A 26523-nucleotide genomic window follows, 5' to 3' on the forward strand; every position below is an offset into this window, starting at 1 on the left:
TTAATAAAAGAAAAATTATTAGCTAGTTAGTTTCAGAAACTAGATTTACTGTGTTGAACCATATCTTATATTAAAATATAAAACGGCCGAACTCGGCTGCGTGCTACCTAGAGGCACCGCAGATAAGCTAAATTGATTAGAACGAATTTCACCGTTGCTACCGTATGTGACGGTAGGGCTGCTCACTGAAGTAGGTAAAAACAAAGGAGCAGGACGTCTAAAGACTGAGGTAACAAGAGCACTTTGTAGTTGGTCACGGATCTGTACTTGTTCAAGACCCAAATGACCGCGGTTATAGGCACGTATTGCATAGGCAACACAACTTCCTGGACTTGCGCCATTGACTGAATTGACACTAAAACCCGTGGTTGGGTCAGTACTGTTGTTGCTAATATTCTGGTAATTTAAATTGTCGTCGCATTCATGAATGTATTGTGATTTTATCAATACTAAGGCAGCGTTGTTTGCTGCGACTTCACCGAAGTTTAGATTGTTGTAGTTGTAAACATTACTTGTGAGCGTAACCTCTCGGCTATCTGTGGTCGCGTCTACTGGGTAGTCCCACACATTTGGTTCACTTTCTATGAGACAGACTCTTGTTTTGTTAACCAATGCACTGGCAGGTACTACGAAACTGTATTGACCTCTGTTAGTCGAAGTATTCAAAACGTTTTGAGGGTTTAAAGTAGTGCTTGTAATATTGTTTCCATTACAGTCTGTCAAACGTATATTCAAATTGCTATCGTATATTCCTAACTCGCTCGCACTATCGTAAATACCATTAAAATAATTGCTATTACCAGTAAAGGTGCTAGAAATGTCTGATTTTTTGTTATCACTGGCTACGATACCGCCATTATCATTAAACACAATGCCTGAAAATATGTAGTTTGGCTCATTAGTAACCGTACACGTAATCTCATCACCATATACAGTGTTGGCAAGCGTAAAAGAGCGAGCTTTAGCTGTTGCATCATAAGTCATTGCAGCAGTTGGCATAATGGTCGTAATGCCTGTAGTGGTATTTAAACATTTATAAGTCGCATTGTAATTTGCAATATCGCCTAAAGTTCCATTCACCACTCTTTCGGTAACAGTATAGCTTGAGCCTTCTGTCAAGCTCAGTGTAGCACTAGTGCCATTATTGATTGTTGAGCCTGTACCAGCAGTAGTAAAGCTATTTGTAGCAACCGAACCACCAGTGACAAAGATTTCAAATTGATCATTGCTGTTAACACGTGAGCCATTTAGCACTTTTTTCACTACAAGTTTGGGCGGTGCCATACAAAAGTAAAAGTCGGAGTAACCAAGAACATGTCCTACATTATAATCGCTGCGCTGGTTACTATGAGTCATTCTAAAAATGCTGTTAGTGGCTTTGGCGCCCCATGTTGCTTCAATAGGACAAGCATAGGTGGTCGAATTACCGACACAAGCTGCTCGTAAAATGGATGTAACTATATCGAAGGAAAGGTTAATAGTGTGAAAATCAGGTTGGTAGGTCAAGGTGCCAGAAGTTGAGGAGACATCGACAGCTTCTTGATAAGGAACATTACCAACACCGTCTCTGGTTGAATCAACATCTTGTATGACATAACCAAGTTTCGTAACAGGTTTGTTGACCGTTACATCCATGATATGGTTTTCTTTGGTAGCTGTAGAGTTATGAATCATGGTAATGGCATTTAATGTAGCGCCATTGAGACTGCCATAGTAGGGAGGCTGTGAGCTGTAAGTTGTATACTTATCTAGAAATAGTGGGAAATTAATAGTTAATGTTTTATTCCCTGTACTTTCTGCAAAAGTGTAAGTCCGGGTTAAGCTGCCTTCTACCCAGCTAGATAAAGGTAGTGACTTGTATGCTGTGGTGGGTGGCGCAGCACCTACGTAATACAGCCTTTGTTCAGCAGGACATGTTGCAGCCGCAAACGCTGAACTGCCAAAACTTAAAACTAAGCCCGTTGCTACCAATATCTTAATATAGCGTAGAGTGTTGTTAAACAAATTAAAGAATAGGAATAGAAAGTCACTATTTTTTCTCATAATACCAATCCTAATAGTTAACAACTTTTAAATTAATTCAATCAACGAATCACTTTGTTTAACACAGCTTACATTGATAAAAAAGAAAGTTATATTATTACTAATAATAGACACTATGTAACTAATTGTATATAAACATTTAATTATATCTAAAAATTACCTTTAATTAGAACTAATAGCTATATGGGTGAACTACAGAAGAGATATGTATAGATAGTCATTTTTAAAAAAACTAATCATTATTTATTTAAAAAATACTTGCGATTTCTTCATTTCTCTACAGCCATAAACAACTTAACCGCAAAAGATTATAATGGAATGTCATAGTAATTAACGTTTGAATAGATAGTTATAGCATTATGACGGCTTGGCGGATGTGTTGATTTGACGCATTCGTTGATACAAGTAATACTATTTTTATAATCGAGCAGTATGTCATCGCACAAAACAATGGAATGCTTGGACGTAGCAAGGATGTCATAAGTAAACCAATCTCTCATCATGCATTTTTCAATGAAGCCCTGCCAATAGGTAGGTATGACTGATATAAAAGGATTAACAAGAATGAATTATTATAAGGATGCTGATAGCACCGAAACTCAGGAATGGCTGGCAGCCTTTGAGTCTGTGGTTAAACACGCAGACAAGGACCGTGCTCAGTTCCTCCTAAAAGCCTTATACAATATGGCGGTTCAAGAAGGACTGCCGTTTAACAGACTAGACACCGCTTATGTCAATAGTATCGCTGTTGAAGACGAGCCAATGTACCCAGGCGATCTAGGCATGGAGCGTAAGATACGTGCGCTAATTCGTTACAATGCCCTTGCCATGGTCATGCGTGCCAATAAAAATGATGACGACTTGGGCGGCCACTTAGCGACATTCGCTTCTAGTGCAACGCTTTATGAAACGGGTTTTAACCATTTTTTCCGCGCAGCTAGCGATCACTTCGGTGGCGACATGATCTATTATCAAGGTCATTCAGCACCAGGTATCTATGCACGTTCTTATTTAGAAGGTCGTTTGACCGAAGATCAGCTTGATAACTTCCGCCGTGAAGTAGGCGGCAAAGGCCTATCAAGCTATCCGCATCCATATCTAATGCCTGATTACTGGCAGTTCCCAACGGTATCGATGGGACTTGGCCCAATCATGTCTATCTATCACGCTCATGTACATCGTTATATGGAAAACCGTGGCTTGCTAGAAAAAGAAGGTCGTAAGATTTGGACATTCTTGGGTGATGGTGAAACGGATGAGCCAGAAAGCTTAGGTGCTATTTCTCTTGCTGGTCGTGAGAAGTTGGACAATCTAATATGGGTAGTTAACTGTAACTTGCAGCGTCTTGATGGTCCAGTCCGTGGTAACGGTAAAATCATTCAAGAGCTAGAGTCAGTATTCCGCGGCGCAGGCTGGCGAGTTATCAAAGTTATTTGGGGTGGCAACTGGGATTCATTACTTGGTAAAGATCATACGGGTGTCCTTAAACAACGTATGGAAGAAGTGGTGGATGGCGAGTATCAGCTATATGAAGCTCGTACGCCTGAATTTACTCGCAAAGAATTCTTTGGTAAATATCCAGAGCTAGAAGAAATGGCAGATGCGCTGACCGACGAAGAAATCTCACGCCTGAACCGTGGCGGCCATGATCCAGTTAAAGTTTACGCTGCATTTAGCGAAGCTATGAAAACTAAAGGCCAACCGACGGTTATTTTGGTTAAGACCGTTAAAGGTTATGGCTTGTCTGCTCAAACGCAAGCAGTCAACAAATCGCATCAGGTGAAGAAGCTTGATCAAGAAGCATTGATGTATTTCCGTGATCGTTTTGATTTGCCATTTACTGATGAGCAGTTAGAGACTCTACCGTTCTACCGCCCTGAAGAAGGTTCGGCGGAAATGAAGTATCTAAAAGGTCGTCGTGAGTCGTTAGGTGGTCATCTACCAAACCGCCGTAGTGGTCACATCCCATTGAATATCCCTGAATTATCAATGTTTGATCGGGTATTAAAAGGCAGCAATGGTAAAGAGCAATCTACGACAATGGTATTTGTGCGATTGCTATCTGCAATGCTCAAAAACAAAGACATCCAAGATCGCGTCGTACCAATCGTACCTGACGAAGCGCGTACGTTTGGTCTAGAAGGTATGTTCCGTCAATTGGGTATCTACTCAGCTGTTGGTCAAAAATACACGCCAGAAGATAGTGAAGCATTGATGGGCTATAAAGAAGCTATCGATGGTCACATGCTAGAAGAAGGTATCAACGAAGCGGGCGCAATGAGTACTTGGATTGCATTAGCAACCAGTTATTCTGTCAACGCGCTACCGATGATTCCGATGTACATCTACTACTCAATGTTCGGCTTCCAACGTGTGGGTGATTTGGCTTGGGCGGCAGGTGATTGTCAAGCACAAGGCTTCTTGTTAGGCGCAACTGCTGGTCGTACAACACTTAATGGCGAAGGCTTACAGCATCAAGATGGTCATTCACAGATTCTGTTCAATGTCGTGCCAAACTGCGTCAGCTATGATCCTTGCTTTGGTTATGAGCTAGCTGTGGTCATGCATGACGGCCTACGCCGTATGTATGGTGAAGGCGAGCGTGTCTATTATTACTTGACGTTGATGAATGAGAACTACGAACAACCTGCTATGCCAGAAGGTGCCGAAGAAGGTATCAAACGTGGTATGTACTTGCTTGAAGACAATGGTTCAACACAAGTACAGCTATTAGGTTCTGGTGTTATCTTACGCGAAGTACAGAAGGCATCACAGATACTAAAAGACGAGTTCAATATTACGTCTAACGTCTGGAGCGTAACCAGCTTTAACGAGCTGACTCGCGATGGTATGGTTTGTGATGACTACAATCGTCTACATCCAATGGATGAAGAGAAAGTGCCTTGGGTTACTGAGCAGTTAGCACCGCACGAAGGTATCGTGGTTGCAGCGACAGATTATATGCGTAACTACTCAGAGCAGATTCGTGCTTGGTTACCAGACAACCGTCCTTACACAACTCTAGGTACCGATGGTTATGGCCGTTCCGATACGCGCGAAAACCTACGTAGTTTCTTTAACGTTGATGCTGCGCATATTGTTGTGGCAACGCTTAAGCGCCTAGCGGACGAAGGCGAAGTTGAGATGCGCTTGGTAAAAGACGCGATTTCAAGCTTAGGTATCGATGTGGACCATCCACCTGCATGGCAACAGCAGTCTTACTATGACCAATCTCCAGATGCACCAGCACCAGGTAATGTAAATCCAAATCCTGTACCTGAGTTTATCGCTGAAGACGATGATGAAGTCAGTAACGAAGGTCGTGCTGAAGATCAAGCAGATGCAAATGTACTTGATGATAAAGATGTCAAATAATAATAACCATAAGACGAGGAAATAAATCATGGACATTAAAACCCCCGATTTAGGTGTGGATAGCGCCGAAGTCAGCGAGATTATGGTAGAAGTTGGTGATGTCATCGCAAAAGACGACAACATCGTATTATTAGAATCTGACAAAGCATCGGTTGAAGTACCAAGCTCTGCTGCTGGTAAAGTGACTAAGATTAGCGTTACTATCGGTGATCAAGTTAGCGAAGGTATGGTGCTAATTGAGCTTGAAAGTGCAGACGATAGCGCAGAAAGCAATGATGATAATGCTGCTGAAGAGCAAAAAGAGAACAGCTCAGACGATACTAAACCAGAATCAAAACCTGAGCCAGCTGCAACTGAGTCAAAGCAATCAGAGTCTGCTGCCAAGCCAGCCGCTAATGCTGGTAAAGCAACTACTCATGCATTACCTGATTTAGGTGTTGATGAGGCACAAGTTTCTGAAATTATGATTAGTGTTGGTGATACTGTTAGCGCTGAACAGTCGATTTTGCTAATCGAATCAGACAAAGCGTCGGTTGAAGTACCAGCGCCAGTTGCCGGTAAGATTGAGAAAATCTTGGTCGAAGCAGGTGATATGGTTGCTAATGGTCAGGACTTTATCGTCATCATGGCAAGTGGTACAGATGATGCTAATGCTAGTGATAGTGAATCTGAAGCCCCTAAGCAACAAGATACAGCACCAGCCAAAACAGAAGATAAACAAGCTGCTAAAACCACTGGTGAGCCAAAACAAGCGGCCAAACCGACCAATACTGATACAGCTGCTAGCAAAACAGAGGGCAAATTAACTGAAGCTCAGGTCAATGAAAAATTGGTTGATGTGTACGCAGGTCCTGCCGTTCGCAAACTAGCCCGTCAGTTAGGTGTTGATATCACACAAGTGAATGGTTCAGCTCTAAATGATCGCATTCTAAAAGAAGACTTGTTTGCGCATGTTAAAAACAGTCTAACCAAGCAAAAAGCGGCACCTGTGAGCAGTAATCCTGTTAGTTCAGGTCTACCGAAGCTGCCTGACATGAGCAACGCTGAGATCTGGGGTGAGACAGAAACACAAGACCTCAGCCGCTTGCAGAAAGTCTCTATACCACAGCTCAACTACAATACTTTGCTACCGCAAGTAACGCAGTTCGATCTGTCTGATATCACTGAGACCGAAAAGCTACGTGGTGAGTTAAAAGGTGGCATGAAAGCAGAAGGTGTTGGCTTTACTATCTTGGCATTCGTGGTTAAAGCAACTGCTTATGCGTTGACCCAGCATCCACGATTCAACAGTCATTTGAGCGATGACAATACTCAGGTTATATTGCGCAAAAGTGTCAATATGGGTATCGCAGTGGCAACAGATGATGGTCTTATCGTACCGGTTATCAAAAACGTACAAGATAAAGGCCTGAAGCAAATCGCGATTGAGATCGGCGAGCTTGCAGTAAAAGCTCGTGATAAGAAGCTCAGCACCAAAGATTTGCAAGGGGCAAGCTTTACTATATCGAGCCAAGGTAACTTAGGTGGTACCGCCTTTACGCCACTAGTTAATTGGCCACAAGTTGGTATCTTAGGTGTCTCTGAAGCAAGTATGCAGCCACGTTGGGATGCTAAAAAACAAAGCTTTGAGCCACGTTTGATGCTGCCACTGTCTTTGTCTTATGACCACCGTGTGATCAATGGCGCAGACGCTGCTGTATTTACTCGTTATATCGCAACGCTATTAGCAGACCCACGTCGTATCTTGATCTAAAGCTAACTAGCAATTAGAAAAGACTGCCCACGGGTGGTCTTTTTTTATGGAGATGATTTGTTCTTACAGGTTATTAGCTATTTTTATAAGTAATTGCCTAGTAGCTAGTGTAGACAGACGGTAGTAACCATAATTAATAAGCACAAAAAAGCCAGCTATCAAGCTGGCTTTTTTTACGAATTATATTTTACTAATTTAGAACTGTTTAACGAATGCTACGCCATATACCCAAGGGCTGATATCAACTTCGCCAATATCATCACCGTTTAGGCTTGCATCTGTTTTAATGTCCATATAACGGGCATCAATACGGAAAGATTCAGTTGGAGCAAAAGGAATATCAATACCAACATGACCAGCTACACCAACGCTATCATCAAGTTCTAAATCATAGTCACCAGCGAGAGGAATATAAACCTTTTCTTCAAAGAAAGTAGTGTAGTTCACACCAACACCAACAAAAGGCTTCACATTCATAGGCAAATCATAGCCATCGAAGTGATACTGTACAGATAGAGTAGGTGGTAGATGCTGTGTTTTCGCATCAATAGTAGTGTCACCAGCTTTTAGGGTAATGTCATGATGAAACGGAATAGCAGCTAGTAATTCAACACCAACATTGTTAGCGATGAAATACTCACCACTGATAGTTGGGCGTACATCACCATCAACATCAACTTCAAAGTTGCCTAAGCCAGTAGATACTGTACCGTTGTCACTTTTAGGATCAACATAATGTGCGCCAGCAGCAACAGACCAAGTACCAGCAGGGACTGCAAAAGCAGTTGTCATTGTAAGTGCAGTAGCAGTTGCTAAAACTAGGGATTGTAGTTTCATCATTTCATTCCTTAACGTAATAAAAAATTATCAGCAGTTTTCTAATGAGGGATGGCATTAGCTACTGATACATAATGTCATGATTAAAGTTTAATCTGTAACATTTAATGTCTATTATAATACGAAAATCATTATTATTGGTAAGGTTTTGAGCATAAAGTAGCAATATTTCTGCAATAAATTACATTTACATGTAATTCAATTGTCTACAGTCTATAATTAAACACAACAAAAGCTGCTTTTTAAGTAAGTGTCATTGACGTGAGTCGGTATCTCTTATTTATGATTCAACAAGAGGTGCAATATATTATGCTTGGCTATTGCAGTAACTCCCCTCTACGCTGTACGAATGCGCGTACTATGAAAATATTGAATCAGGTAGACTCTTGTTGTCCTGAATGTCATTTATTTTTGATACCTGCACAGGATATTAGCCAGCAGCTTCGTGCTGACGAACAGTTCTTAAGGTTCTCTATCCTACTAATTGTGTTTATACTGCTGGTATCAGTCTATATTTATTATCTGCATTTTGTATAGCCGATAGTCATGGCTGATAAGGGGCAGGTCAGTACTAAATGAAGCGTTGTTGATAAAAATCACGGATGATTGCTGCAAATATCTCCTATGTTCTGTGATGAAAGTTTGGTCTTTATTGTTTGACTGTTGTTTTATTCTACTAATATCAAATCGGTATTTCACCGCATAGGGCTGGCATGTTATTCCAATCTATACGGCGCTTGCGTCATTTTGTTTATGATATTTTACAAAATGAAGAACATGACACGTTATTTAGCCGTTACGTTGATTATTTTCTTATATTTTTGATTATGACTAACGTAGCTGCTGTAATAGCAGAGTCTGTCGATCAGTGGTATTACCCTTATCAAGATTACTTCACCTTATTTGAAAATTTCTCTATCGTTGTCTTTTCTATTGAGTACTTACTGCGTCTGTGGAGTGTGGCTGAAGCAAAGCCCGATAATACAACGTGGAAACAGCGATGGGATTGGCTCAGAAGTCCATCCGCATTGATTGACTTAGTAGCCATCGTGCCCGCCTTTTTGAATTTCTTTGTCAATATTGATTTGCGTTTCTTGCGTATTTTACGTTTATTTCGAATCCTAAAATTGACTCGTTATTTTGCCTCAATGCGTATCTTGCTAGTTGTGATTAGCAAGGAGCGAGGTTCGTTTCAGGCTGTTATCTTTATTCTTATTATTATGATTGTGACTGCCTCTAGCGGTATTTATCTAGTAGAGAATCACGCACAGCCAGACGAGTTTGAGTCTATACCTAAAGCGATGTGGTGGGCTGTGGTGACACTGACAACCGTAGGCTATGGAGATGTCACGCCAATTACTAATGCTGGCAAAATATTGGGTGCGGTCATTACGATATTGGGCGTAGGTCTCGCAGCACTGCCAGCTGGTATTCTAGCGACGGGATTGGCGAATGAATTGGCTCAGCGCCGTGAAGAGCTTGAACAGCATTTTCGTGAGCAGCTCATTGATAGCGACTTTGATCTGGTACAGAATCAGATGATGATTGATAAAATTCGTCGAGAGCTAGGCTTAGATAAAGAACAGGCACAAAATATCGTCTTACAGGTACTTCGAGAGCAAGAGCTTGAACGGCGTGAAAAAGAAGTTGAAACGCGCCAAAAAAACTTCTGTCCGCATTGCGGTGAAGTTTTATAGGCAAGTGTAAGATGATTTATGAGAGATAGGTTTTTAGCAGTTAATCGTAGTTAATATTTTGACCATAAAAAGAGGTCTTGTGTTTACATAGCACAAGACCTCTTTTATATTCGATGACCAGTTGCTCTTATATACCCTGAGGAATGGGCAGTGCACGTGCTAACTCATGAGCCACTTCTTGTGCCGCATCTGCTAGACCTTCTGCAGTGAGTGGTAAGTTTTGCAATGTTAAATGCCAGTCATCAACAGATCGGCGTAAATGCGCTACCCATAGCGTGGTGCAGTCGCGTGGAAGCTGCTTAAGGTTGACTTCAAAACAACGGTTTCCTTCATCATCACTCAGATGAATCTCGCCTTTTTTCACCCTAGAAAACGAATGACCATGGTATGAGTTAGCAATTAAGCCAATATGATTAATATGAGCGGGTATTTTCTCAAGCTCCAATCTGATTTGCTCTTGATCAAGTGGGGCAAGATACATGGCTTGTTCACCGCGATCCTTACCATTTAAGCTGTCTCCTTGATGTTTGACCGACTCAGCTTTATCACGTAATTGCTTAAACCAAACGATGTCACTGATGACACAATTATCATCGTACAACACGCAAGCTAAATCAATATCCATCGCGCTTTGATTTTTTTTGAAGCGCTTAAACATGCCTTTTGGCTCAATTTTGGTAAATTCATAATTGAGCGCAAAGAATAAAGTCCCTGCGTCTAGTCCCAGTCCTCGTAAACTATCTGACAACAGTGGTGATGGGGTAGTGGTCGACATAACTTTCCTTTTTTATTCTTAGTTTTTAACCGTTATCTAGATTTGGTGCTTGCTTACATAAGGCGTGCTGAGGTAAGCCTATCTCAGGTCAGTGATATCATTCACTGATTGCTGTCGAAGACTTATCTAATACTGCTTGATAGAGCAGCTCAGGCTTAGCATCTAATAACCCACTACCAAATCCGCGTAGCCACCAGACCAGCTGTGAAGTCAAGTTAACAGTGGCTTTTACAGTAAGGGTGTTATCCTCATTTAGCGTCACGGTTTGATCATCATTAAGCTTACTTTCAGTCAGACTCTTACCAGCTTGCCTAGTAAACCTAAGCTCAACAGCAGTATTCTTGCCACGCTCGTCCAATTCGCCAAACAGTGGGTGACTAAAGCCCATGCTGCCTTCATCCAAATACGTATCGAGTTGAAAGTTCTCTGGTGTTTTTGCAGCGGTTTCGAGAATTTCAACACTATCAAAACGATGTAAGGCAAAGGTGCGAATGGTGACTTCTGGATCGTCAGTACGAGTTGCCAGCAGATAGATAATCACGCCGCGCTGGATAATTGCGATTGGATTTAGGATGTATTCGCTAGCTTGTAATTTGTTGCTACGAGTATAACAAGCATGAATTTGCAGCTGATAAAATAGCGCGTGGTAAATATTGTCTTTACTATCCAAATCTATATCCGGTGCGATAAGTGGCTGTGTGGCAGGCTCGATACGGACTCTGTCTATCCAAGAGTGGGTCACTTTGCTGTTCTTGAGCTGTCGCCGTGCTAAGTCAAACCAAGGAAATAATTCATCTAAAATAACAGGCGGCAGTAACTGGGTCAGATTGGCCTCAACCATATTAAAAGCAACCGCTTGTGATAAGTTCATATGCGGCAAACTTTGTAATGGGGCGTCTTCTTTCCAGCGCCAACCTTGAGGATTGGCATTGTTTTTTTCGATAGGGAAGCGTTTGGCAAGGGCATTCAAATCGCGTTGGACAGTACGTAGGCTGATATCAAAGCCTGCCATCATCAGCTGCTCATAAATATGCGTGGTGCCTACCCAGCGATTGCGCTGCAGCTGTGATAGTACTTGCCATTGCCGAGCAGTCGTTGCCGCACCATGTCGATTGTCACTAATATTGGTGGCATTGGCCTCTTTCGAGTTACCAGTGTCTACAGCTGCAAGCGCACCTGCCTGCTCGCTAGGATTGGACTGAGCTTGGATGTTATCAGCATCAGTAGGATGTACAGTCATTAAGAGATACCCTTTATGAAGTTACAAGTCGGTTTCTGGCACGATATTGCTCGATCAGGAACCGTTAATCATCGCAGAAAAGCAGCGTAGCGTCTAGCGACGTTCATGCATGCGTATGTTTATTTGATGGTTGCTATTCGATGATAGCTGCTCGATCTAGCCATAGACATAACAATGAATCTAGTCGAACAGCAATGTGCGTACGTATCGGCAGTACTGTTCAAATTTTAATTATCATCCTCATCGATAGCTGTTGTCTCAGTATCGTTTAAGGCGTCAACAAGAGACTCAGTATCGCTTTGCTTGCTACTTGTCTCGCTACCTTTCTCATTACTTCTCTCGGCTTTTCGCTTTTCTTTTATTCTCTTATCTTCTTTCTTTTGACGTTTTTCTTTACGCTTTTTCTTCGCTTTCTTTTTGGACTTTTCATCATCGATGTCGTCCGTGCTGTCTTGGTTTTCATCCCACAGCATCAGACGGCTTAATACTTTGCCAAATAAAGTATCTTTACGATAACGGCCTTTTTTATTCATGGTATCGATGGGCAAACCAGTCATCAGCGTCAGGGCTTCACTTAGCGTATAAACGCCATAGATATGAAATTTGCCTCTATTTACTGCATCGATAATATCATCACGTAACATCAGTTGTTTGACATTAGCCATTGGAATGACGACGCCTTGAGCGCCTGTTAGCTCTTGCTCGCGGCAGGCGTCGAAAAAACCTGCGATTTTGGCATTGATGCCACCAACTGCTTGTACTTCGCCTAGCTGGTTCATAGATCCAGTAATCGCGAGAGACTGATTGATAGGCACGTTTGCTAATGCGGATAGCAATGCACAGCCTTCGCTCACAGTGGCACTATCGCCATCGATTTGCGCGTAGCTCTGCTCAAACGCCAGTGAGGCACTAAAGTTTAGCGCATGATGTTGACTAAATAGCGCTCGCAAATAACTGGTCATAATCAGCATGCCTTTGGCGTGTAAACTACCGCCCAAGTCTACATCACGCTCAATATCAAGAATTTCACCTGTGCCAATATTGGGCTGAATGACCGCAGTAAGCCGTGCTGGCATGCCAAACTCACTATCGGCATAACTGACCACAGTAAGCGCATTAACTTGTCCGATAGCATCGCCTTGCGTTTGGATCAACTGCTGGCCATTTTTAAGCTCATCCCAGTACAGATCGCGCAAATATCCTGAACGCTCATCCATGTCATCGATTGCTTGAGTGACATGATCTGCCGTTACCATAGTCTCATTATTTAAGCGAGCATGACGGTTTGATTCATGCAGTAGTTTAATCAATAAGTCACTGTGTAGGCTTAAGCGATCTTGTTCTTCAGCTTGCAAGCTTAGATGTTCAAGTAGTGTGGCCTGCGCGCTATTATCAAACGGATAAAGGTCGGCATGGTCGATGATATCGGCCATTTTTGCGACCAGTGCCAATTCATGCTCAATGGTACGAGGCACATCGTCATGAAAGTCAGCGCGGACTTTGAATACTGCATCAAATTCAGGCTCAAGCTCTAGTAGCTCGTAATATAAATCTGCTTCACCTAACAAGATAACCTTGATATCTAAATCAATAGGCGCTGGTGAGAGAGATAAGCTACCGGTTAGCGTCAGCATTTGCTCTAGACTAGACAGTTTTATTTTTCGTGATTGTAATGCGCGCTTTAAGCCTTGCCATGCATAAGGATGTTCAAGTACGTGGCTGGCTTCTAACAGTAAATAGCCGCCATTAGCGCGATGTAGAGCACCTGCACGAATCATACTCACGTCAGTGGTTACTGTGCCTAATTGGGTGATTTGCTCGACATGCCCTAATAAATTGAGATGGGTTGGCAAATCCTCAAATACCACTGGCGCGCCACTGTCAGGTGTATGACTGACAATAACATTGACCGCATAACGACTAGGCGTCGTAGCCAACACTGCTGTCACAAACTCCTCATCATCGCCATTGACGATAAGCTCTACGTGAGTGACCATGTCATCAAATACAGCTTTGAGATATTCTACGACAAGTGGATGAGTCGCAAACTGCTCGTAGATAGGGGTAAATAATGGCTGTAAAGCACGTTGGGCAATACTACGATGTAATGCCTCTATCTCATCGTTGGCTTCGTCTTCTAGTTGCTCTAAAGCGATAGTCAATTGACTCAGACGCTTTTGCATATGGTTTTTTTGTACAAAGTTATTCAGCTCAGCTTCATACTCATTATTGCCATATGTAGAATCTTTATTTTCTTTACTTTCAGTGTTTTCATCGCTCAAAATGTTAACTTTTTCGCTATCATCGAGCTTTTCTGAATCTTTATGATTGCTAGGTATTTTTATTTGCTTATCATCACCGCTATTGCTTTCTGTAGGCAGCTGACTAGGATGAACAAATACTGCTTTATTATCGAACGAGCGAAACGTTAATGCTAGGTCATATTGCTTGCCTTCAGCATTAAGCGCGTCATAGGCATGACTTTCTTTTTGATGAGTACTGTTTTTGATGGCTTCGATTTTGCTTTGGTATTGATCACTACGAAAGCGTTGGCTTAAACGCTTTTTTGCTTGCTGCCATAAGTTATTAACTTGCTGCTGTAATAGCGAGGCTTGACCAGCTGGTAGACGCAGCGCTAATGGTGTGCGTGGATCAGTGAAATTATGCACGTATACCCAATCACCTGGCGTCGGCGCGTCAGCAGCGATACGCGTTAACAGACGACTAATGACAGTACGTTTGCCCAAACCGTTTTCACCAGCGGCAAACACATGGTAGCCACTGGCTTTAATATCCAGCGCTGTATGTAATGCTTTGAGCGCGCGTTGTTGACCGAAGCCAACATCTAGGTCAGGCGCAGTACGTGTGTCTGTAGGCAATTCATCAGGGTCGCTATAGCGTTTTAATTGCTCAGCGGAAATGCGACAATTTTGCTGAACTTCTGTGAAGATAGGGTTTGGGGTATCAGGTGCTGTTTGCTTAGTATTTTTTGTATTGGTAGTAGGTACTACTATATTGTTAGCGTCTTTTGATACTGGCGATATAGGGGTGTAGGGTTGTTCTGTCATAGGCGTTTGAAAAATCATCTTAAAAAGTATTAAAGGAATATGAGAAGTGATTGGTTTTATCTGTTCAGGCGTATTCTGAGTTTTTTATAGTCAATCATGACATCTTACAAGATATAGTCACCTATTAGCGAAGTCATTAAGCGCAGTTTTGTATCATATTTAGACAAATGCTTGAGTAAAACTGGCAAAAAACGAATGAATTAATCAACGAATTGAAGGCAATCAAAGCAGAATAACGCCTCATGATAAGCGTAGATAGTATAAGATGTCCCACATTGGCGCAATCTGCAACTATTCAATGGGCAGACTGCATGATAAAATAAACGGTTCACAAGTCAAAACTGGATAACTCGTTGTATGTCAGCTTCCGCTAAAAACTCTTCATCGTCTGCTAGTATGGGTAATACTAATATTGATCCGGCTGGTTTCGTAAAGCTTGGTTCGCAATTGCCAAAGCTGGCTCATATCTTGGCGCAAGCGATAAATGAGCTGGGTCTGCCGTTAAGTGAAACGCAGCAGCGCACGTTATTATTGTACTTAGACCAGCTTTTACTATGGAATAAAGCGTATAATCTGACCGCGATCACTGATCCAGAAGAAGCGCTGATCAAGCATGTGATAGATTGTCTGTCTATTATAACGCATTTACCCGCCGGATCGTTGCTAGATATCGGCACGGGAGCAGGGTTGCCAGCAGTTATTATTGCCATTTGTCAGCCTGAGCGCCAGTGTACTGCGCTTGATAGCAATCAGAAGAAAATCCGCTTTATTAAGCAAATCAGCAGCGAGCTTGGCTTGAGTAATATGCAGCCGATTGCATCGCGTATTGAAGCGCATGAAGCAAGTTATGCGGTGGTGACATCACGAGCGTTTGCCAGTTTGATAGATTTTGTAGAGGTAGCGCAGCCAAGATTAGCAGATGGTGGCTTCTTATGTGCTATGAAAGGCAAAGTCCCGAGTGAGGAAGAGCTACAAGCACTCGATAATGATTGGCATATCAAAACCATTAAACTGACGGTGCCACGTTTGCATGACAGTCGTCATTTAATTGAAATGTCTGCTAAAGACAGTTAAAGCATAAATACTTCGCAGTCATGAAACAGGCCCTGTTTTTTGTGAAACACAGTTTACGTCTGTATCTAAATGACATAGTATTTAAAAGCATTTAAAATGCTCGACCGCAAACTGAGCATTTTAGACCATAAATTGCTTATTTTTAAATATTGAGCAAGTGTCGCTGTACAAGATTGAATAAAAAAATAATTGTACCAACCGAGTCAAAAGTAATAGACCCTAATAAAATTGAGTGAGTGTATGGAAATCATAGCAATTGCGAATCAAAAAGGCGGTGTGGGTAAAACCACAACGGCAGTAAATTTGACCGCCAGCTTGGCCGCTAAACGCAAGCATGTACTGCTGATTGACTTAGACCCACAAGGTAATGCGACCAGTGGTACAGGTGTTGACAAAAACGAGTTAGATCTTACCATAGCGGACGTTTTGCTAGATGGTGTCGCACTGTCTGAAGCAATCGTTACTAGTCCTGCTGGATTCGATGTCATCGGTGCCAATCGCGATTTGGCTGGCATGGACATTACGCTAATGAGCAAGACGGACAGTCATGAACTGTTCAAAACTGCCATGGCTGAATTGGTTAACGATCAGGTATCCACACAAAAACAGCCATACGATTATGTGATTATCGATTGTGCGCCTAGTTTGAATCTACTGACGATTAATGCGTTGGTTGCTACGGATAGTGTGATTATTCCCATGCAGTGTGAGTACTATGCACTAGAAGGGTTGGCTGACTTATCACAAACGATTGAACGTCTTACAGAGTTGAACCCTAAGCTATATATTCGCGGTGTGGTCAGAACGCTATTTGATGCGCGTAACACGCTTGCCCGTGATGTCTCTACTGAGCTAGAAGCGCATTTTGGCGATATCATGTACAAGACCCATATTCCAAGGAATATTCGCTTGGCAGAAGCTCCTGCGCACGGCTTACCAGTTATTGCGTATGAGAGATGGTCAAAAGGCGCGCGCGCGTATCAAAAGCTGGCTGCTGAAGTGATGAAACAAAGCAACTAGTTTTTATCTAAAGTTCTTACAAAGGGTTTTTAGATAAAAAGTGTTACTGATCAGCACAGTGAATGAATAGCATAAGTATAGAACACTTAACATTGTATTTAGTAAGCCGCATCATTAATCAATTGGCTTTTATTTTAGCGTTAGAGGATAGGTAATCATGGCGAAGAAAAGAGGGTTGGCTGCTAATCGGGGCTTAGATGCCTTATTAGGGTCAATCAAAAAAGAAAAGCAAATTACCGCCTCTGCCTTGCAAGACGACATGGTGGCGCGTGAAAATGCTACGCCAGATACCAATGTGCCTGTAGATACTAATGCGCCTGTAAATACTGTGTCCACAGAAATAGCGCCTGATATCCCTCCGACCAAAGCCAGTAAGAAATCGACTGCGAAGACTACTGATAACGATGCTGCTAGTGAGAGTAGTACTCGCGCGCCACGTTCACCTCGTGCTACTAGTAAGGCGTCGCTCAACAAATCGCGTGGCAATAGTGCAGATACGAGCGCAACCGAAGACCAGATTAGCCTTGTACAAATCGATGTCACACGTTTGCAAGCCGGTAAGTACCAGCCTCGTCGTGATATGAGTGAGACAGCACTTGCAGAGTTGGCGTCTTCTATCGAGCAGCATGGCGTGATGCAGCCTATCGTTATCCGCCCGCTATTGGCAAATGAGGATAAGAGTGAAGCATTTGTTACTCACGAAATTATCGCTGGTGAACGCCGCTGGCGCGCAGCAAAAATGGCAGGAAAAGCGGTCATCCCCGCGATTGAGCGCGCTTTGTCTGACGAGTTAGCGATTGCCCTAGCATTGATTGAAAACATCCAGCGCGAAGACTTGTCAGTGATTGAGCAGGCAGCGGCGTTGCAGCGCTTTCATACAGAGTTTGGTATGAGTCATGCCATGATCGCTGAAGTCGTTGGCAAGGCGCGTACGACAGTATCGAATTTACTTCGTTTAAATCAGCTCCATGATACAGTAAAAGACCATTTGGCCAATAGTGCGCTAGATATGGGTCATGCTCGTACACTTTTGGCGTTGTCCTCTGAACAACAACCTATCATCGCGCAAAAGATTATTGATGGCGGTATGACCGTGCGAGAGGCTGAAAAATTGGTCAAATCAATCTTGCAGCCAGCGCCCAAGATCAACCGTGCTGAACAGGCACAATCTCGTGATGTAGAGCGTTTGACCCAAAGATTGACAGACATGCTTGGTGCTGAAGTCAAACTAAAGCATAAAAAAGATGGTCAAGGTAGTGTTGAGATATTTTTCCACAATCAAGATCAATTAGCTGCGTTGATTAAACATATAGAAGCTCAGGCTTAAGAACGTTTGCGAGTTAGCTGTATCTATCCAAACGCTAAATCGCCTCTGTAATAATTATTTTTGCAAAAATATGGAAGAGAGTGAGTATGTGGGAATTGGTAAAAGCAGGTGGCTGGCTAATGACACCTATCGTGGTCTGTTCTATATTGGCATTAGTCATCATTATTGAACGTAGCCATACGCTACAGTTTAACAAAGTCGCTCCTAGCAGGTTACGCGAACAGCTAATAACTCGTTTACGTGAAAATGGCGATATTGGCCGCACACAATTGATGAATGTAAAAGAGAAGACGGCGCTTGGCGATATCTTGGCAACGGGTTTGCTTTATCGGCAATATGGGCTAGAGTCGATGACGATGCACATGCAAAATCGTGCCAGCGTCCAAGTTCATCAGTTAGAAAAAAACATCAATATGTTAGGAACTATCGGTGCGATAGCGCCGTTACTTGGCCTATTAGGTACGGTATTAGGAATCATATCTTCATTCTTAGCGATTACCGATGGTGCCATGCAAGATCCGACGATGCTAGCCGCTGGCGTATCACAGGCACTAATCACTACCGCTGCTGGTATGATTGTTGCTATCCCTGCGTTGGTTGCTTATCGTTATTTTCAGCGCCGTATCATTGATATTAATGCTCAGTTTGAGACTCAAGCAGGGCTTATGATTCAAGAGCTGTATGATTATCACTTACTTGCTAGTACGCAGGCATCTACATCTTCTAGCCATAAGTCAATAGATGATAGCATTGTGCAAGAACGTTCATTTGGTGGGTTGGATTCTGATAAGACCAGCATAGCGGCAATGTAGTCAATGCGGTTGCAAAGAATAAAAGTCTTAAGCCTATAAATGGTAGATGAATTAAAGAGATTGATATGCGTTTTAGAAAACCAACGGTTGAACCGCTTGAAATTAATCTAACACCGATGATTGATTGTTTACTGTTTTTGATTGTGTTTTTATTACTTGCTACTTCATTTAATCACTTTAGTCGTTTAAATATTATCCTTCCTGAAGCGGAAGGTGTTGCACTGACAGAACAAAACAATAGTATCGAAGTAGCTGTGCAAGAAGATGGTAGCTATTTGGTCAACGGCATTACACTTGCTAGTAGCAATGAGGCAGAACTGACCAGTATGTTGCAGCAAGAGGCAGGCAGCAATCGCGATATGCTATTTGTTATTGCAGCGGATGCCAATGCAACTCATCAGTCTGTGGTACGAGTAATGGATATCGCTGGAAAGCTCGGATTTTTGAATTTAAACATCAGTACAGTGGTACCACTTGGCCAAACGCTGCCGCAATAACAGATATAGTCTTATCATCATAAAACTGTGTGACACACAGCCCATTCATACCACGATACCCAAATTGAGGCTTTTATGAGCCAAGCTTATTTACCTGACTCTAAAAAATCTTCTGCTAAAAATGCATCGGCAGTATCGCCCGTTACGCCTAAGAGTAAGACACTATTACGCTTATTAAGGTATTTAAAGCCTTACTGGTGGGCATTGCTATTGACGGCTTTAGGTTTTGCAATTAATGCAGGGACAGAGATTTGGACTGCCAAGCTTCTGCAATATATTACTGATGCTATCAATCAGAATGATCGAAGCAAACAAACCTTATTTCCACTATTGATTATATTGCTATTCTTTGTGCGCGGGGTTGGTAGTTTTTTGGGTAACTATTACTCTGCATTGGTCTCACGCAACTTAGTCTATGAGCTACGTGTAGAAGTCTTTAATAAATTACTGCGCTTGCCTAGTTCGTTTTATTTGGCCAATCCAGCCGGTACGATTTCATCGAAATTGATATTTGATGTTGAACAGGTCACGGCCGCCAGTACAGACTCAATGAAGACCTTGCTGCGTGATGGTTTGACCGTTGTCGCATTGATTGGCTTTTTGTTTTATAGCAATTGGCGTCTAACGCTTATTTTATTTGTGGTATTGCCACCAATACTATGGCTGGTGCGTATTGCATCAAAGCGCTATCTTAAGCTCTCAAAAGGTATCCAAGAGACGATGGGTAATGTCAGTCACATTACCAATGAGGTCATCGGTGGCTATCAAGTGGTCAAAAATTACGGTGGTCAATCATACGAATCAGCACGTTTTGATAAGACATCGAAGAAAAATCTACGCCAAGGTATGAAGGTGGTTGTTACCAATAGTATTAATACGCCAGCCGTACAGCTGTTGATGGCGGTTGCGATGGCCGTTGTCGTCTGGCTTGCGTTGCGACCTGCAGTAATAGATGATATTTCAGCAGGTGAGTTCATCTCCTACATTGCAGCAGCAGGTTTATTGAGTAAGCCAGTACGTTCACTAACTGATATTAATCAGAAGCTGCAAAAAGGTCTGGCTGCTGGTGAGTCGATTTTTGCACTACTTGATGAGCCAGAAGAAGAAGACACAGGAACAATCAGTAAAGCGCTATCAGGGCAAATGTCGTTAGACAATATCAGCTTGGTATATCCAGATTCGACGGTGGCTCTACGTGACTTTACCTTGAATATTAAAGCAGGCGAGACAGTTGCATTAGTCGGGCGAAGTGGTGCGGGCAAGTCCTCACTGGTCAATTTATTAACACGTACTCTAGAGACTTCCTCAGGGCAAATCACATTAGACGGTATGCCTATTGAAGATATTAAGTTAGAGAGTTTGCGTGCTCAGATTGCAATGGTGAACCAACAAGTAGTATTGTTTAATACCACCGTATTTAATAATATTGCTTACGGCAGCCTAGCTGACAAGACTCAAGCTGAGGTTGAACAAGCCGCAAAAGATGCCTTCGCTCATGACTTTATTATGAAAATGCCAAATGGCTATCAGAGTGAAATTGGTGCTGAAGGGTTGCAACTATCTGGTGGTCAGCGTCAGCGTTTATCTATTGCTCGCGCACTACTAAAGGATGCACCGATTCTAATTTTAGACGAAGCCACCAGCGCGCTGGATAATGAGTCTGAGTATTATATCCAGCAAGCGCTCGATAATGTGATGAAAGACCGCACCACACTGGTCATTGCCCATCGATTGACGACTATTGAATCAGCGGATCGTATTGCTGTGATGGATGGTGGTCAGATTGTTGAATTAGGAACGCACAATGAGCTAATGCAGCTGCAAGGCCACTATGCGCAAATGTATGCTCGAGATTTCGAGTAGCCAGTTTAGAAGCTTTTAGCCAATTTTCACGCCGCCATGAACCAATAAGATAAGCGATATTGATTAATGAGTATTGAGACGACAATCACCCGCGCATGGCAACGTCAAGCTGTTTGGTTATGGTTGTTGCTGCCTGTCAGTTGGTTGTACGGTTTCATCACCTTGCTGCGTCGTCAAGCTTATAAGGCTGGCCTATTATCAAGCTATCGCGCACCTATTCCCGTGATGGTCATTGGTAATATCAGTGTTGGCGGTAGTGGTAAAACGCCGCTGATTATTGCTCTGGTCAACTACTTACAAAAAAAAGGCATAGAAGTAGGGGTAATCAGTCGCGGGTATGGCGGTGATACGAGTCAAATGCCTGCATTGGTTAGTGCTACCAGTTTACCCCATATAGTCGGGGATGAGCCGTGTTTGATTGCTCATATGACAGGTGCTGCTATGGCAGTGTGTCCCAATCGTCAGCAAGCGATTGCCACTCTATTAAAGGCAGAGCCTAATTTGCAATTGATTATTGCAGATGATGGTTTGCAGCATTATGCACTACAGCGTGATATCGAATGGATTGTGGTAGATGCTGCCCGTGGGTTTGGTAACAAGCAGCTATTACCAACAGGTTTTTTGCGTGAGCCGATGTCACGATTAGAGGGTGCAAATGTTATCTATCATGAAAAGCCAAGTACAGATTTAACTCGGACTTCTAGAAGTGATAATAAGATACAGTCTACTGACCGTTTGTCCATGCATTTGCAACCAGCTGAGTTACAGCGCCTATGGAATCCTACATCGAGTGCAGCTCAAATAAATAGTGTGAAGCCTACTAATAGTAGCCGCGTCCATGCTGTTAGTGGTATCGGCTATCCGCAGCGGTTTTTTGATACCTTAGAGTCCATTGGTTTTGAGGTCCTAGGGCATTCTTACCCTGACCATTATGATTTTAGTTTGGCTGAGCTTTTACAATATGGTGATTATCCTATTATCGTAACCAGTAAAGATGCGGTAAAAATCAGAGCACTATTGGCAAACTATACAGCGACACAAGCCTTAAGTGATGAGTATATAGAGCTTGTCAGTAGACTATGGGTCTTGCCAGTGACGGCTGTATTATCAGAGAATAGTTATCATAATCTAGATGCGCAGCTAAAGGCGCTAGGGGTTCGTATCGACCATGATATGAATACCTCAGCCTCATTATAAATATCAGCTAATACTTTAAATCGCCGTATAATTTTTATAGGAATACGCCATGTCATTCGCCACTACGCCCGCCAAGACCCATATCGTGATTCCTGCACGTTTTAAGAGTACACGACTACCTGGTAAGCCATTGCTAACTATTCATGGTAAACCGATGATACTTTGGGTAGCAGAAAAAGCGCAGACCGCAAGTTTTGCTGATGACATGTGTATAGCGACTGATGATGAGCAAATTGCAAAAGTTTGTATCGATGCAGGCTTTGATGTGGTTATGACCAGTAGTGAGCATGCTTCAGGGACGGATCGCTTGGCAGAAGTAGCAGCTATCAAGGGTTGGGCTGACCACGATATTGTGGTGAACATGCAAGGCGATGAACCCCTTGTACCGCCATTGCTTTTAGAGCAAGTACAGGCGCTTTTGGTAGCGGATGAGGATAGTGTGATGGCCACACTCTGTGAACCTATCGATGACTATGATACGTTCCAGCGGCCATCGGTAGTAAAAGTGGTCAGCCAATCTGCTAATAACTTACAGCGTGCGCTTTATTTTAGCCGCGCACCGATTCCTTGTGACCGTGATGTTGTATTAGCTGATAATAATCAGACGCAACCACCGAAGAACGCCTATCGCCATTTGGGTTTATACGCTTATCGTGTCAGTCTATTACAGCAGTTCGTAAACTGGCCGCAAACGCCACTTGAGATACTTGAAAGCTTAGAGCAGTTACGTGTTTTAGAAAATGGTCAGCATATCGCCATCGCAGAAGCTGCCTGTCAGCTACCAGCTGGTGTCGATACACAAGAAGATTTAGACCGTCTAAACGCGATGAGCTTAGATAACTTTCAAAACTCTACTAAGTAATAGTCTGAGCAAAGTTGCGTGTGATTCTAAGTTTTCTACAACGCTAAAGTATCGTCGTCGTGGCTATACCTGAAATACCTAATCAATGTGATAGAGCCATAACCATGAATAATTTGACAGGAAATATGGACGCACTAGATAACACAGACCGTATGTATTTTGCGCCACTATTGCCATGGCAAAAAGTACTGTGGTTACAGTTGACCGAGCGCGTACTTAAGCAGCAGTCCTTGCCGCATGCATTGCTCGCTGCTGGTATGCAGGGTATGGGCAAACGCGCCTTTGTATGGCGATTGGTCGCTTGGCTATTATGCCGTGAGCGTGGTACACACCCACTAGGTGCTTGCGAAGTATGTGAGAGCTGTCAGTGGCTCAAATCGGGAACTCATCCGAGCCTACAAGTATTACCACTCGTTAGTATGCCTATCAGTGCCGAAAGCGATGCGCTTCAAGAAAAATCAAGCAGTACAAAAGATAAAAAAGGCGCTAAAGCTACTAGTAATAGTGCTCTTAAGATCAAAGTAGATGATATTCGTGCTTTGCAGCCTTTTATTTATCAAGGCGGGCAAGGAATGCGCATCTGTGTATTAGATCACGCTGAAAAAATGACGGTGGCCGCTGCTAATGCGCTGCTTAAAACATTGGAAGAACCACAAGCGCAGGTGCATCTATTTTTGATTAGTGATACGCCTGCTCAGCTATTGCCAACGATTAAGAGTCGTGTTCAACAGTTGGCACTACAGACAATTGAGCCGACTGTTGCTGTCGATTATGTGACGCAGGCGCTAGGTCATACGATTAACCGCGAAGCCGTTGGTAACGCTGCGATTGAGCAATTGATACAATTGGCCAATGGTGCGCCGTTAGCTGCTATAGCTTTGGCGCAAGCACCATGGTATAGCAAGCGCAGCTTATGGCTGACCACGTGGCAGGCATTACGTAGTGGTAAACGTAGTGGTGTGGCGGCAAGTGATTATTGGCAAGGTCAGCTTAATATTAAAGAGTTTATACAGCTGTCTGAGCTGATGTTCCTTGATATACGCCGTGTCTGTTTGGGGCTGAGTGAACTACAAAAGGATGTCAATCTATCAACGATATTGGCTACTTATCAACCTACTGATAGCGGGTTAGAGGCATTTGCTAACAGCGTGCAGCAGACCAAAATTGCGCTGCAACAAAATGTGCAAGAAAAATTTGCCTATGATAAGCTAATGCAAGAGTTGGCAAGCTTATAGAGCCATGTTTTAACGCTTAATTTGTGTTCGTAAATTTGCAATTGTTCTTAACTATATACTATCAATTATTTATATAAACATACTAAACCCAGTTGATGAAGGAAGCTGACTATGGCAATGCCAGGACGTGGCGGGATTTTAACCTGTCATTATGAAAGTATCGAAATGTTATATGCCAGCTATTTATCTTTTGTCAGTAATGGCGCTTTGTTTGTACCGTCGGACAAACTTCAGCAATTGGGTGATGAAGTGTTTATTGCTATCACGCTACCTAACTCTAGTGAACGCCTACCAATGAATGGTAAGGTTGTTTGGATTAACTCTAAGAGTCAAGGCAGTCGCCCAGCAGGGTTTGCTGTACAGATTGGTAGTGATGTCTCTGGCCAAAGAATCAAGAATGAAGTTGAGCGCTTATTAGCTGGAAAAATCGATAGCTTGCAATCGACTTATACTATGTAGTATCTAGGTAATAACTAGGCAATAACTAGAAATCACACCTGTATCTTTAATAAGTTTGGCTGTGGTTTTGAACTTATTAATATAAAAAAAGCAGCCTTATTAATTAGTAAGGCTGCTTTTTTAGATCAAGTTTCTTTAGATTTTTATAGTAGTAGGCGCTAGTCGCTTAATAACGAGGCGGCACATACATATCATCGGGAATAGGTTCGCGGTAGTACTCATCATCGCGTTTGCGATTGGGTAACTCAATTTCGTCACGAGGCACTTCTTTGTAAGGGATTTGGTCGAGCAAATGGGCAATACAGTTCAGCCTAGCACGTTTTTTATTATTGCCTTCGACAACCCACCAAGGTGCTTCAGGAATATGAGTGCGCTCAAACATGGTTTCTTTTGCTTTGGTGTAATCTTCCCAGCGTCGGCGCGACTGTAGGTCCATTGGTGAGAGTTTCCACTGCTTAAGCGGATCATATATTCGGCTCATAAATCGTGCATGTTGCTCATCATCGGTGATAGAAAACCAGTATTTTACTAAGCGAATGCCTGAGCGTACGAGCATACGCTCAAACTCTGGTACTGATTGAAAAAATTCCTCATATTGCGCGTCAGTACAAAACCCCATGACACGCTCAACGCCTCCGCGGTTGTACCAACTACGGTCAAACAATACGATTTCGCCTGCTGCAGGCAAGTGGGCCACGTAACGTTGGAAGTACCACTGCGTTTGCTCGCGTTCAGTGGGAGCTGGCAGGGCAGCTACCCTGCACACGCGTGGGTTTAATCGTTGGGTAATGCGTTTAATGGCACCACCTTTACCAGCAGAATCCCGCCCTTCAAAAATAACGACGATACGCTCACCGCGATCAACGACCCAATCTTGTAGTTTTATCAGTTCTCGCTGTAGTCGTACCAGCTCTTGAAAGTAGGTGCGTCGATCCAGTTTTTCTTGCTCGCTCATCTCACGTCCGTTAAAACGAAAGTCACGTGCATAGTCATCTATTTCATTTTCTAGTTCTTCATCATATGTATCGATTAAGTCTTGGTGCATTTTTCGACGTAAATCATCATCAAGAATGTCTTTTTCGATGCGTTCAGTAAGAATGGCTTGTTCCTGATTGTACCGATCTACATCCTCCTCAGTCGTTAGAGATCGAAAATCAGCGGTTGCAAGCGGTTCTGTCATCACCAGTTTTTCAGAGCCAAAAATGACTTGCCTCATTTTTCTTAATAAAATTTTTGTCTTACCCATAAATATTACCTTTGTTTTGCGTATCGGCTTTTTTAAGAGGCTACTATCTAGGTCTTTTCTATCATAGCAAAGTACGGACAATAAAAAATGCCCTTTAAATAAATTAAAGGGCATTTTTTTATTGATAGATATGTACTGATTAA

General features: G+C 42.7%; 19 protein-coding genes. 13 read left to right on the forward strand and 6 right to left on the reverse strand.

The window, feature by feature from the left end; genetic code table 11:
- Positions 1-45: 45 nt before the first annotated feature.
- Positions 46-2043: a hypothetical protein gene (locus V6252_RS01515; RefSeq protein WP_341608995.1), complete on the reverse strand. Its 1998-nt coding sequence runs from the start codon at positions 2041-2043 to the stop codon at positions 46-48.
- A 564-nt stretch (positions 2044-2607) separates the two neighbouring features.
- Between V6252_RS01515 and aceE the strand changes: the two genes are divergently transcribed.
- Together aceE and V6252_RS01525 are read left to right on the forward strand one after the other, a co-directional pair.
- The gene (aceE, locus tag V6252_RS01520) at positions 2608-5418 is read left to right on the forward strand and encodes a pyruvate dehydrogenase (acetyl-transferring), homodimeric type (RefSeq protein WP_341608996.1); all 2811 of its coding nucleotides are present in this window, start codon (positions 2608-2610) and stop codon (positions 5416-5418) included.
- A gap of 28 nt (positions 5419-5446) precedes the next feature.
- A complete protein-coding gene (locus V6252_RS01525) occupies positions 5447-7171 on the forward strand; it encodes a 2-oxo acid dehydrogenase subunit E2 (RefSeq protein ID WP_341608997.1) in 1725 nt (574 codons plus the stop codon).
- 195 nt (positions 7172-7366) lie between these two features.
- Here the strand turns inward: V6252_RS01525 and V6252_RS01530 are convergent, their stop codons facing one another.
- Complete coding sequence (locus tag V6252_RS01530) at positions 7367-8008, reverse strand: OmpW/AlkL family protein (protein ID WP_341608998.1); 642 nt, start codon at positions 8006-8008, stop codon at positions 7367-7369.
- A gap of 713 nt (positions 8009-8721) precedes the next feature.
- Between V6252_RS01530 and V6252_RS01535 the strand changes: the two genes are divergently transcribed.
- Positions 8722-9705 (forward strand): ion transporter, encoded by a 984-nt coding sequence (locus V6252_RS01535; RefSeq protein ID WP_057759421.1) that lies wholly within the window; start codon positions 8722-8724, stop codon positions 9703-9705.
- 127 nt (positions 9706-9832) lie between these two features.
- Here V6252_RS01535 and V6252_RS01540 read toward each other — a convergent pair whose 3' ends face one another.
- From V6252_RS01540 to V6252_RS01550, 3 genes are all read right to left on the reverse strand, one after another.
- Complete coding sequence (locus V6252_RS01540; protein ID WP_341608999.1) at positions 9833-10480, reverse strand: TerD family protein; 648 nt, start codon at positions 10478-10480, stop codon at positions 9833-9835.
- 97 nt (positions 10481-10577) lie between these two features.
- Positions 10578-11720: a WYL domain-containing protein gene (locus V6252_RS01545; protein WP_341609000.1), complete on the reverse strand. Its 1143-nt coding sequence runs from the start codon at positions 11718-11720 to the stop codon at positions 10578-10580.
- Between the two features lie 227 nt (positions 11721-11947).
- Positions 11948-14788, reverse strand: a complete 2841-nt coding sequence (locus V6252_RS01550; RefSeq protein ID WP_341609001.1) for an ATP-binding protein — start codon at positions 14786-14788, stop codon at positions 11948-11950.
- Between the two features lie 357 nt (positions 14789-15145).
- Here V6252_RS01550 and rsmG point away from each other — a divergent pair, with 357 nt between their 5' ends.
- From rsmG to V6252_RS01600, 10 genes are all read left to right on the forward strand, one after another.
- Positions 15146-15862, forward strand: coding sequence for a 16S rRNA (guanine(527)-N(7))-methyltransferase RsmG (rsmG, locus tag V6252_RS01555; RefSeq protein WP_341609002.1), 717 nt, complete (start codon positions 15146-15148; stop codon positions 15860-15862).
- A 240-nt stretch (positions 15863-16102) separates the two neighbouring features.
- Positions 16103-16882 carry a ParA family protein gene (locus V6252_RS01560; RefSeq protein ID WP_057759431.1) on the forward strand — a complete coding sequence of 260 codons (780 nt, stop codon included), beginning with the start codon at positions 16103-16105 and terminating at the stop codon, positions 16880-16882.
- Positions 16883-17039: 157 nt separating this feature from the next.
- Positions 17040-18209 (forward strand): ParB/RepB/Spo0J family partition protein, encoded by a 1170-nt coding sequence (locus V6252_RS01565; RefSeq protein WP_341609003.1) that lies wholly within the window; start codon positions 17040-17042, stop codon positions 18207-18209.
- An 86-nt stretch (positions 18210-18295) separates the two neighbouring features.
- Complete coding sequence (locus V6252_RS01570) at positions 18296-19021, forward strand: MotA/TolQ/ExbB proton channel family protein (RefSeq protein ID WP_341609004.1); 726 nt, start codon at positions 18296-18298, stop codon at positions 19019-19021.
- Between the two features lie 65 nt (positions 19022-19086).
- Positions 19087-19518: an ExbD/TolR family protein gene (locus V6252_RS01575; protein WP_057759437.1), complete on the forward strand. Its 432-nt coding sequence runs from the start codon at positions 19087-19089 to the stop codon at positions 19516-19518.
- A 75-nt stretch (positions 19519-19593) separates the two neighbouring features.
- Positions 19594-21381 carry a lipid A export permease/ATP-binding protein MsbA gene (msbA, locus tag V6252_RS01580; RefSeq protein WP_341609005.1) on the forward strand — a complete coding sequence of 596 codons (1788 nt, stop codon included), beginning with the start codon at positions 19594-19596 and terminating at the stop codon, positions 21379-21381.
- 66 nt (positions 21382-21447) lie between these two features.
- The gene (gene lpxK / locus V6252_RS01585; RefSeq protein WP_341609006.1) at positions 21448-22578 is read left to right on the forward strand and encodes a tetraacyldisaccharide 4'-kinase; all 1131 of its coding nucleotides are present in this window, start codon (positions 21448-21450) and stop codon (positions 22576-22578) included.
- Between the two features lie 49 nt (positions 22579-22627).
- Positions 22628-23440: a 3-deoxy-manno-octulosonate cytidylyltransferase gene (kdsB, locus tag V6252_RS01590; protein ID WP_341609007.1), complete on the forward strand. Its 813-nt coding sequence runs from the start codon at positions 22628-22630 to the stop codon at positions 23438-23440.
- 104 nt (positions 23441-23544) lie between these two features.
- Positions 23545-24675 carry a DNA polymerase III subunit delta' gene (locus V6252_RS01595; RefSeq protein ID WP_341609008.1) on the forward strand — a complete coding sequence of 377 codons (1131 nt, stop codon included), beginning with the start codon at positions 23545-23547 and terminating at the stop codon, positions 24673-24675.
- Positions 24676-24786: 111 nt separating this feature from the next.
- Complete coding sequence (locus V6252_RS01600; protein ID WP_201572079.1) at positions 24787-25134, forward strand: PilZ domain-containing protein; 348 nt, start codon at positions 24787-24789, stop codon at positions 25132-25134.
- Between the two features lie 166 nt (positions 25135-25300).
- On the opposite strand, the gene ppk2 is transcribed toward V6252_RS01600, so the two are convergent.
- Positions 25301-26380 (reverse strand): polyphosphate kinase 2, encoded by a 1080-nt coding sequence (gene ppk2, locus V6252_RS01605; RefSeq protein ID WP_298807815.1) that lies wholly within the window; start codon positions 26378-26380, stop codon positions 25301-25303.
- Positions 26381-26523: the final 143 nt, after the last annotated feature.

It is taken from the genome of Psychrobacter proteolyticus (assembly GCF_038155145.1).
Lineage (GTDB): Bacteria > Pseudomonadota > Gammaproteobacteria > Pseudomonadales > Moraxellaceae > Psychrobacter > Psychrobacter proteolyticus_B.

Bases quoted from the DNA above. Each gene is read 5' to 3' on its own strand.
- V6252_RS01545 (WP_341609000.1), bottom strand. From the start codon at position 11,720: ATGACTGTACATCCTACTGATGCTGATAACATCCAAGCTCAGTCCAAT.
- V6252_RS01540 (WP_341608999.1), bottom strand. From the start codon at position 10,480: ATGTCGACCACTACCCCATCACCACTGTTGTCAGATAGTTTACGAGGA.
- V6252_RS01525 (WP_341608997.1), top strand. From the start codon at position 5,447: ATGGACATTAAAACCCCCGATTTAGGTGTGGATAGCGCCGAAGTCAGC.
- lpxK (WP_341609006.1), top strand. From the start codon at position 21,448: ATGAGTATTGAGACGACAATCACCCGCGCATGGCAACGTCAAGCTGTT.
- msbA (WP_341609005.1), top strand. From the start codon at position 19,594: ATGAGCCAAGCTTATTTACCTGACTCTAAAAAATCTTCTGCTAAAAAT.
- V6252_RS01550 (WP_341609001.1), bottom strand. From the start codon at position 14,788: ATGACAGAACAACCCTACACCCCTATATCGCCAGTATCAAAAGACGCT.
- V6252_RS01570 (WP_341609004.1), top strand. From the start codon at position 18,296: ATGTGGGAATTGGTAAAAGCAGGTGGCTGGCTAATGACACCTATCGTG.
- V6252_RS01530 (WP_341608998.1), bottom strand. From the start codon at position 8,008: ATGAAACTACAATCCCTAGTTTTAGCAACTGCTACTGCACTTACAATG.
- V6252_RS01560 (WP_057759431.1), top strand. From the start codon at position 16,103: ATGGAAATCATAGCAATTGCGAATCAAAAAGGCGGTGTGGGTAAAACC.
- V6252_RS01515 (WP_341608995.1), bottom strand. From the start codon at position 2,043: ATGAGAAAAAATAGTGACTTTCTATTCCTATTCTTTAATTTGTTTAAC.
- V6252_RS01535 (WP_057759421.1), top strand. From the start codon at position 8,722: ATGTTATTCCAATCTATACGGCGCTTGCGTCATTTTGTTTATGATATT.
- ppk2 (WP_298807815.1), bottom strand. From the start codon at position 26,380: ATGGGTAAGACAAAAATTTTATTAAGAAAAATGAGGCAAGTCATTTTT.
- V6252_RS01565 (WP_341609003.1), top strand. From the start codon at position 17,040: ATGGCGAAGAAAAGAGGGTTGGCTGCTAATCGGGGCTTAGATGCCTTA.
- V6252_RS01595 (WP_341609008.1), top strand. From the start codon at position 23,545: ATGAATAATTTGACAGGAAATATGGACGCACTAGATAACACAGACCGT.
- rsmG (WP_341609002.1), top strand. From the start codon at position 15,146: ATGTCAGCTTCCGCTAAAAACTCTTCATCGTCTGCTAGTATGGGTAAT.
- V6252_RS01575 (WP_057759437.1), top strand. From the start codon at position 19,087: ATGCGTTTTAGAAAACCAACGGTTGAACCGCTTGAAATTAATCTAACA.
- aceE (WP_341608996.1), top strand. From the start codon at position 2,608: ATGAATTATTATAAGGATGCTGATAGCACCGAAACTCAGGAATGGCTG.
- kdsB (WP_341609007.1), top strand. From the start codon at position 22,628: ATGTCATTCGCCACTACGCCCGCCAAGACCCATATCGTGATTCCTGCA.
- V6252_RS01600 (WP_201572079.1), top strand. From the start codon at position 24,787: ATGGCAATGCCAGGACGTGGCGGGATTTTAACCTGTCATTATGAAAGT.